The 6,631-nt window shown below is 67.4% G+C and carries 8 protein-coding genes; 4 read left to right on the top strand and 4 right to left on the bottom strand.

The features are described from left to right. Together ER13_RS06810 and ER13_RS06805 are read right to left on the bottom strand one after the other, a co-directional pair. Positions 1–1,255, bottom strand: a 1,255-nt coding sequence (locus ER13_RS06810) for a methyl-accepting chemotaxis protein (protein WP_035307816.1), incomplete at its 3' end; no start/stop codon positions are given. 39 nt (positions 1,256–1,294) lie between these two features. Then, positions 1,295–2,002: a helix-turn-helix domain-containing protein gene (locus ER13_RS06805; RefSeq protein ID WP_035307803.1), complete on the bottom strand. Its 708-nt coding sequence runs from the start codon at positions 2,000–2,002 to the stop codon at positions 1,295–1,297. A gap of 58 nt (positions 2,003–2,060) precedes the next feature. On the opposite strand from ER13_RS06805, the gene ER13_RS06800 reads away from it, so the two are divergent. The 4 genes from ER13_RS06800 to ER13_RS17700 all read left to right on the top strand — a co-directional run bounded on the left by ER13_RS06800 (position 2,061) and on the right by ER13_RS17700 (position 5,364). After that, positions 2,061–2,507, top strand: coding sequence for a VOC family protein (locus ER13_RS06800; RefSeq protein ID WP_008263565.1), 447 nt, complete (start codon positions 2,061–2,063; stop codon positions 2,505–2,507). A 13-nt stretch (positions 2,508–2,520) separates the two neighbouring features. Beyond that, positions 2,521–2,979, top strand: a complete 459-nt coding sequence (locus tag ER13_RS06795; RefSeq protein ID WP_035307801.1) for an SRPBCC family protein — start codon at positions 2,521–2,523, stop codon at positions 2,977–2,979. Positions 2,980–2,990: 11 nt separating this feature from the next. Continuing rightward, positions 2,991–3,338: a DUF1428 domain-containing protein gene (locus tag ER13_RS06790; RefSeq protein WP_035307799.1), complete on the top strand. Its 348-nt coding sequence runs from the start codon at positions 2,991–2,993 to the stop codon at positions 3,336–3,338. A gap of 82 nt (positions 3,339–3,420) precedes the next feature. Continuing rightward, positions 3,421–5,364: a PAS domain S-box protein gene (locus ER13_RS17700; RefSeq protein ID WP_052004959.1), complete on the top strand. Its 1,944-nt coding sequence runs from the start codon at positions 3,421–3,423 to the stop codon at positions 5,362–5,364. On the opposite strand, the gene ER13_RS06780 is transcribed toward ER13_RS17700, so the two are convergent. Then, on the bottom strand, positions 5,365–5,811 hold the full coding sequence (locus ER13_RS06780; protein ID WP_035307797.1) for a hypothetical protein: 447 nt from the start codon (positions 5,809–5,811) through the stop codon (positions 5,365–5,367). A gap of 42 nt (positions 5,812–5,853) precedes the next feature. Continuing rightward, complete coding sequence (locus ER13_RS06775; protein WP_035307795.1) at positions 5,854–6,594, bottom strand: extensin family protein; 741 nt, start codon at positions 6,592–6,594, stop codon at positions 5,854–5,856. Between the last annotated feature and the right edge of the window lie 37 nt (positions 6,595–6,631).

The following is a 6,631-nucleotide window of genomic DNA, read 5'->3' as shown; positions in this document are numbered from 1 at the left end:
AAACCGCGTCGCGAACGATAACGCCCGAGGTTTCCGCATCGCCCTTGGCGGCCTGAACCACGTCCGAGGCCTGGCGGGCGCCCGAAGCCGTCTTCTTCACCGTGGCGGTGATCTCATCCAGGGCGGCGGCGGTTTCCTCCAGGCTGGCGGCTTGCTGTTCGGTGCGGCGCGACAGGTCGTCGGCGGCCTGCGAAATCTCGCCGGCGCCCGAGCGGATGCTGGCCACATTGCCGACCACGACCGACACGGCCTGCTGCAGCTGGGCGATGGCGGCGTTGAAATCCGACTTCAGCTGTTCGGCGCGCGGGGCGACCTCTGCGGTGAACCGGTGGGTCAGGTCGCCGTTGGACATGGCCGCAAGCCCCTGGCCCAGAGCCGTCAGGGCGACACGATCCTCTTCGGCGATGCGCGCCTTCTCGGCTTCGTTGGCGCGATGTTCGGCCTCGTTGATGGAACGCTGAGACTGGGTCTCGGCCTCCAGCCGAATCTTCTCGGCCGCATTGTCGCGGAAGGTGCCGACCGAGGCGGCCATGCGGCCGATCTCGTCGCCACGCCCCTGGGCGGGAATGACGACCTTCAGGTCGCCGGCGGCCAGTTGATCCATGGCGCGTGTCATGGCCACGATGGGCTGGCTGAGCGCCCGCACGAGCCACAGGGTCATGGCCGCCGCCACCAGCAGGGCCAGCACCCCGCCGATCACCAGGGCGGCGTAGCCGCTGTTGAAGGCCGTGCGCTTCTCGGCGTTCTTGCGGGTCAGCACGCCCTGCGTCTGATCGTCGATCGACTTCACGGCAGCGCGGACATCGGTCAGGCGGGCTGTTGTGGTCAGTTGCGACACCGCCTGCGACCGCTGGGCCGGATCGCGGGCCAGGTCCATCAGGGCCTGCGACTGCTGGTTGAAGGCGGCGGCCGCCGCCGTCATCGCATTGAACAGACCGGCGTCGACGCCGTCGGCGTCGCTTGTCTTCAGAGACTGGACAGCCTGATCGAAGGCCGTCTTCGATTCAGCGTATTTCGTCAGGGATTCCGCCTCGCCCGTCGCCACATAGGAGCGCATGGCGTTCTGCTGTTCCACGGCGGCGGCCAGGGTCCGGTCGGCGGCCCGGCTGATCTGGGTGGCCGATCGTTCGGCGTCGTCAGATCGCTGCAGGGAGACCAGGCTGAACAGGACCACCAGGGTGGCCACACCGCAGGCGCTCATCATGGCGCCCAGGGCGATCATGAGTTTGATGGAAATAGACAAGGACTTGAGCACGTCCGCCTCCAAAGCAACCTGAGAAGGCTGTGCTAAGGCTCAGGTGTTACCAAACCTTGCTAAGGCCACGCTTTCCGTCGCTTTTTCCGGGAGGTGGAAGAAGTCGATGAACCGCTCGAACACCCCCTGGTCTCCGTCAATCGTCATGTCCGCCGCCAGGGTCGAGAGCGGAGCCTTGCCGTAGACGGCGGCGGCGAGCAGCGGCGGCCGGGTCGTCACCGTCACGTCCGCGCCCGCGATCTGGCCGCGCTGCGCCTGAAGACGACCTTCGGACACCGTCACCTGGAAGCTCTCGTCGTCGAAGATGAAGCCGAGCGCCATGGCGGCCTTCCCGGCCCGGCCGGCGTCGAACATCGTCTTGAACGACAGCATGATCGAGACGGCGCTGATCGGCAGCGTCGGATCATGCGCCGGCGACCGTGCGGCCCAGCGGCCCAGAACCAAAAAGACCGGTTCGATCTCATACCCCCAGTCCGTCAGCTCATAGACCTGCACCGAGGCCGGCGGCGGCAGCTTGCGGCGACGCACCACGCCCGCCGCCTCCAGTCCCTCCAGCCGCTGCGTCAGCACATTGGCCGACAGGCCGCAGAGATCCTTTCTCAGATCACCGAACCGACGCGGCCCCATCATCAGTTCACGCACCACCAGAAGCGCCCAACGCTCGCCCACCAGATCCAGCCCGTGCGCGGCGCCGCACGCGTCGTGATACCGCCGACCCAACTTGGTAGTTACTTTTTCTAACTTCATGGTTGACTGTTCTAATCTCACGCGGCACGGTTAGCAAACATAGGGAGAGGAGAGACGTATGACCCAGCTGATTTTCATCAATCTGCCCGTCGCCGACCTGAACCGGTCCATCGCCTTCTATGAAGCCGTCGGCGCCACGAAGAACCCGATGTTCAGCGACGAGACGGCCGCCTGCATGGTCCTGTCGGACGTCATCCACGTCATGCTGCTGACCCACGACAAATGGCGCACCTTCACCGATCGGGCGATCCCCGACGCCCGCGCCTCGGCCCAGATGCTGCTGTGCCTGTCGCGCGACAGCCGCGAGGCGGTCGAGGCGGTGGTGGCCCAGGCCGGGGCGGCCGGCGGAACAGCGGACCCCAACAAACCTCAGGACTACGGCTTCATGTATGGCCGCAGCTATGCGGACCCGGACGGCCACATCTGGGAGACCATGTGGATGGATCCCGCCGCCGCCGCCGCCGGCCCCGAAGCCTTCGCCGCCCATGAACTGACGCCCGTCTGACCGGAAGGCCGATATGTCCGACCGTTTCGAACTCAGCGTCACCCGCCTGATCCAGGCCTCGCCCGAAGCCGTGTGGAAGATCTATGTCGAGCGGACCGGGGAATGGTTCTGCCCCCGGCCCTGGACTACGCCCGTCGTTGAGTGGGACCTTCGCCCCGGCGGCCGCGCCAATGTGGAGATGCAGTCGCCCGAGGGCGAGCGCCACGCCTATTCCGGCGTCTTCCTGGAGGTGGTTCCCGGCCGTCGGCTGGTCTCGACCGGCGCGCTGACCGAGGGCTGGCTTCCGCAGGCGGGCGAGATGAACTTCGTCCGGATCGACACCTTCGAACCCGAGGGCGACGCCACCCGCTACACAGCCGTCGCCCGCCATTGGGACGAAAAGGCGATGCAGGCCCACCGCGCCATGGGCTTCGAACAGGGCTGGGGCGCCGTCGCCGACCAACTGGCCGAACTGGCCGAAACCAACAACTGAGGAGAACGACCATGACCTATGTGACCGGCTTCGTGACCCCGGTGAAGACGGCGGACAAGGACGCCTATCTGAGGTGCGCCCAGGCCGCCGCGCCCATCTTCAAGGAGTTCGGCGCCCTGGCCGTCGTCGAGAACTGGGGCGTCGATATTCGCGACGGCAAGCACACCGACTTCAAGATGGCGGTGAAGCTTGAGCCCGACGAAACCGTGGTCCTGTCCTGGATCATCTGGCCGGACAAGGCGACCGGCGACGCCGCCGAGAAGAAGATGATGGAGGATCCGCGCTTCCACGAGATGGAGATGCCCTTCGACGGCAGGCGGATGGTCGTCGGCGGCTTCGAGACGATCTTCGAAGCCTGAGGTCGGTCGCCCTCCGCGACCGTCCGTTCACCCCGTTGCAATATCTTCGCGGCAGACTTGGTCTTCCACGGGGAAACTGCCCATGCTGAGCGGTCAGACGACGGACATCGCCACATTCGATGTGGCGCAGTTCTGTCAGGCGGTCGAACATTCGCCCATCGGCACGGCCGTATTCGGGCTGGACGGCGTCTGGCTGAACGGCAACGCCGCCCTGCGTCGCTTCCTGGGGTACAGCAGCGACGAACTCAGGACGGTCAATTTCCGGGACGTGACCCATCCCGACGATCTGGACGCCGATCTCGTCCTGTTCGAACAACTGACCTCCGGCCGCATCCCGTCCTACGAGATCGAGAAACGCTATATCCGCAAGGATGGCGGCGTCGCCTGGGCGGCTCGCACCGTCTCCCTGGTTCGCAGCGCGGCGGGCGAGCCCCTGTTCTATATCTCTCACGTTCAGGACATCGCCGGCCGCAAGGCAGCGGAAGCCGAGCGGCTCAAGCTGGCGGACCGCGCCACCCTGGCCGCCCGCGCCGCCCAGATCGGAATCTGGGAACTGGACCTGAACACCAACGCCCTGTCGTGGTCGCCGGAGATGTTCGACCTCTTCCTCACCCCGGCGCCGGACGTCCTGGACCTCGATTTCTTCACCAGTTTCGTTCTGGAGGATGACCGCGAAACGCTCCAAAGAGACACCGCCGCCGCCCTGAACGGCCTTCTGCTGGACACCGAGTTCCGCATACGCCGGACGGACGGAGAGATCCGGCACATCAAGGGATTCGGCAGCCTGGAACGTGGCGTCGACGGCGCGCCGGACAGGCTGGTCGGCGCCAACTGGGACGTCACGGAAATGCGGCGGCTCGCCGAACGGGCCGAGGCGGCCAGTCGCGCCAAGTCCCAGTTCCTCGCGGTGATGAGCCACGAAATCCGGACGCCCATGAACGGCATACTCGGCATGACCCAGGCCATGCAGGCCGATCCCCTGCCGGCCCTGCAACGCGAACGCCTGGACATCGTCGCCGAGTCCGGCGCTGCCTTGCTGACCATCCTCAACGACATCCTTGACCTGTCCAAGGTCGAGGCCGGCAAGATGGAGCTGGAAAGCGTGGCCTTCGATCTGGGGATCCTGCTGGGCAATCTCCGCTCGACCTATGCGTCCACCGCCGACGATCAGGGCCTGATCCTGGCGCTGGATCTCGGCGACGCCGCCGGCCTCTATCGCGGGGATCCGACCCGCCTGCGGCAGATCCTGTCGAACCTGATCTCCAACAGCCTCAAGTTCACGGCTCGGGGCCGCATCGACATCGCGGCGCGCCGCGACGGCCAGACCCTGGTCCTGACCGTCGCCGACACAGGCGTGGGCATGACGACCGAGGTCATCGCGCGCATCTTCAATCCGTTCGCCCAGGCCGACGCCTCGACCACGCGCCAGTTCGGCGGCACGGGACTGGGCCTGTCGATCGTGCACGAATTGACCCGGCTGATGCAGGGCCGGATCGATGTCGACAGCCGGCCGGGCGAGGGGTCCCGTTTCACCGTCGTCCTTCCCCTGCCCTGGCTCGGCCCAGCGGTCGGAACGCCCGCCCCGTCCGCCTCCGACGTCAGACAGGGCGACGCCGGTCTGCGGGTTCTGGCCGCCGAGGACAACGCCATCAACCGCCTGGTCCTGCAAACCCTGCTGGGTCAATTCGGCATCGAGCCGACGATCGTCGAAAACGGCGCCCAGGCGGTCGAGGCCTGGCTGGGCGGCGATTGGGACATGGTCCTCATGGACGTGCAGATGCCGGTCCTGGACGGTTTCGGCGCCGCCCGCGCCATCCGCGAGCGCGAGGCCGCCCAGGGTCTGCCCCGTACTCCGATCATCGCCCTGACCGCCAACGCCATGCCGCATCAGCGCGACGAGTGCCTGGCCCATGGCATGGACGCCGTCGTCGCCAAACCCATCGACGTCCGCGCCCTGATCTCGGCCCTGGAGACGGTGGGCCAAAAGGGCGCGCATCTGACGGAAAGCGGCCGCGCCACCGCCTGATCAGCCCCGGGCCGCCTTGAGGTTCCGGGTCAGCGTCTTGCGGCGCGCGCCATAGGCCTGTTCCAGGTCCGCCCGCTTCGCCTTCAGGGCTTCAAGCTGATCGTCGAGGGACGACGAAGCGGCCTGATGGTCGGCGTCCAGCCGGTCCAGCTCGGCTTGCAGTCTTTCCAGCTTCGCACGCCGGGCTTTCGACGGTCCCGCAGCCTTCGGCCTGGCCGCCTTTCCGATCTTGCCGACATCGATCGCCAGGCCGCGCTCGATCACCTCGCCCGGCGCCGCCAGGGCGGCGTCATGGTCGGGGCCGCCGCTCAGTTGGCTGGCCAGGCCCGTGGCGAACAGGTCCTGCTTCGACCCCCAGGCCTCCAGCGCCTTGGGGCGCGAGCTGGCGGCGACGGTGAAGGCGTGAAATCCGTCCGACCAGGTGAAGACCTTCAACCTCGGCGCCATGCGTCTGTCCCTGACCGGGCGGACGCCGGAATGGCTCGCCGCCTAGCGGCAGAAACGCGTGTCGGTGGCTTCCAGATGCAGATGGTCGAAATGCACCGCATTATAGTCGGGGCTCAGGGTCGTGCCGAAGATGCGGCAGGCGTCGTCGCGGATGCGGCGCAGGAAACGGGCCTCGGGCGCGTCGCCGTTCCAGTCGTTCGTGACCGTGATGCGCCGCCCGTCGCGCAGCCGCACCCCGGCGAAATCCAGCGCCGCCGCCTGGGCGTGGGCGCTGACCCGGCTGGACCCCACACCGTTGTTCACATTGCGACAGGCGTAGGCCCCCATATGGTCGATCTGGACCACGTCCGAGCCCAGAATCTGGCGCGCCGCCGGCTCCAGCGACTGCCGCCGCCAGATGCTCAGGGCCAGGGCCGTCTGGCAGGTCATCTGCACATCCCCCGGCGCCATCCGCGCCACCGTGCCCAGGTCGGGCCCCAACGCCCCGCCCTGTCTCAGGCCGCAACTGGCGCTGTTGGTTCGATCCGGGGCGGGGCTGAACGTCACGCGCGCGGCGCTCAGTTCGGCCAGGCATCGCCCTAGGTCCGCGCCCACGCGCACCACCGCCCCCTGGGTTCCCCCATCGACAGGCCGGTCGATCAGCCCCCCGACCAGGGGCGCAGGCGTCCGTCCCGGATAGGGCGACGGCCGCAGCGGCTCGGGCGCGCGCCGCACGCAGCCGCTCAGGATCAGCAGGACCGCCAGACCGACCGACACACGCATCATCAGGACATTGGAAGCCATCGCCCGAATCCTATCCGATTCCCGATGGCGCGTCGGT

This window comes from Brevundimonas sp. EAKA (assembly GCF_000698025.1).
In the GTDB taxonomy this organism is placed as follows: domain Bacteria; phylum Pseudomonadota; class Alphaproteobacteria; order Caulobacterales; family Caulobacteraceae; genus Brevundimonas; species Brevundimonas mediterranea_A.
This window is presented reverse-complemented; position numbering and strand designations above follow the sequence as displayed.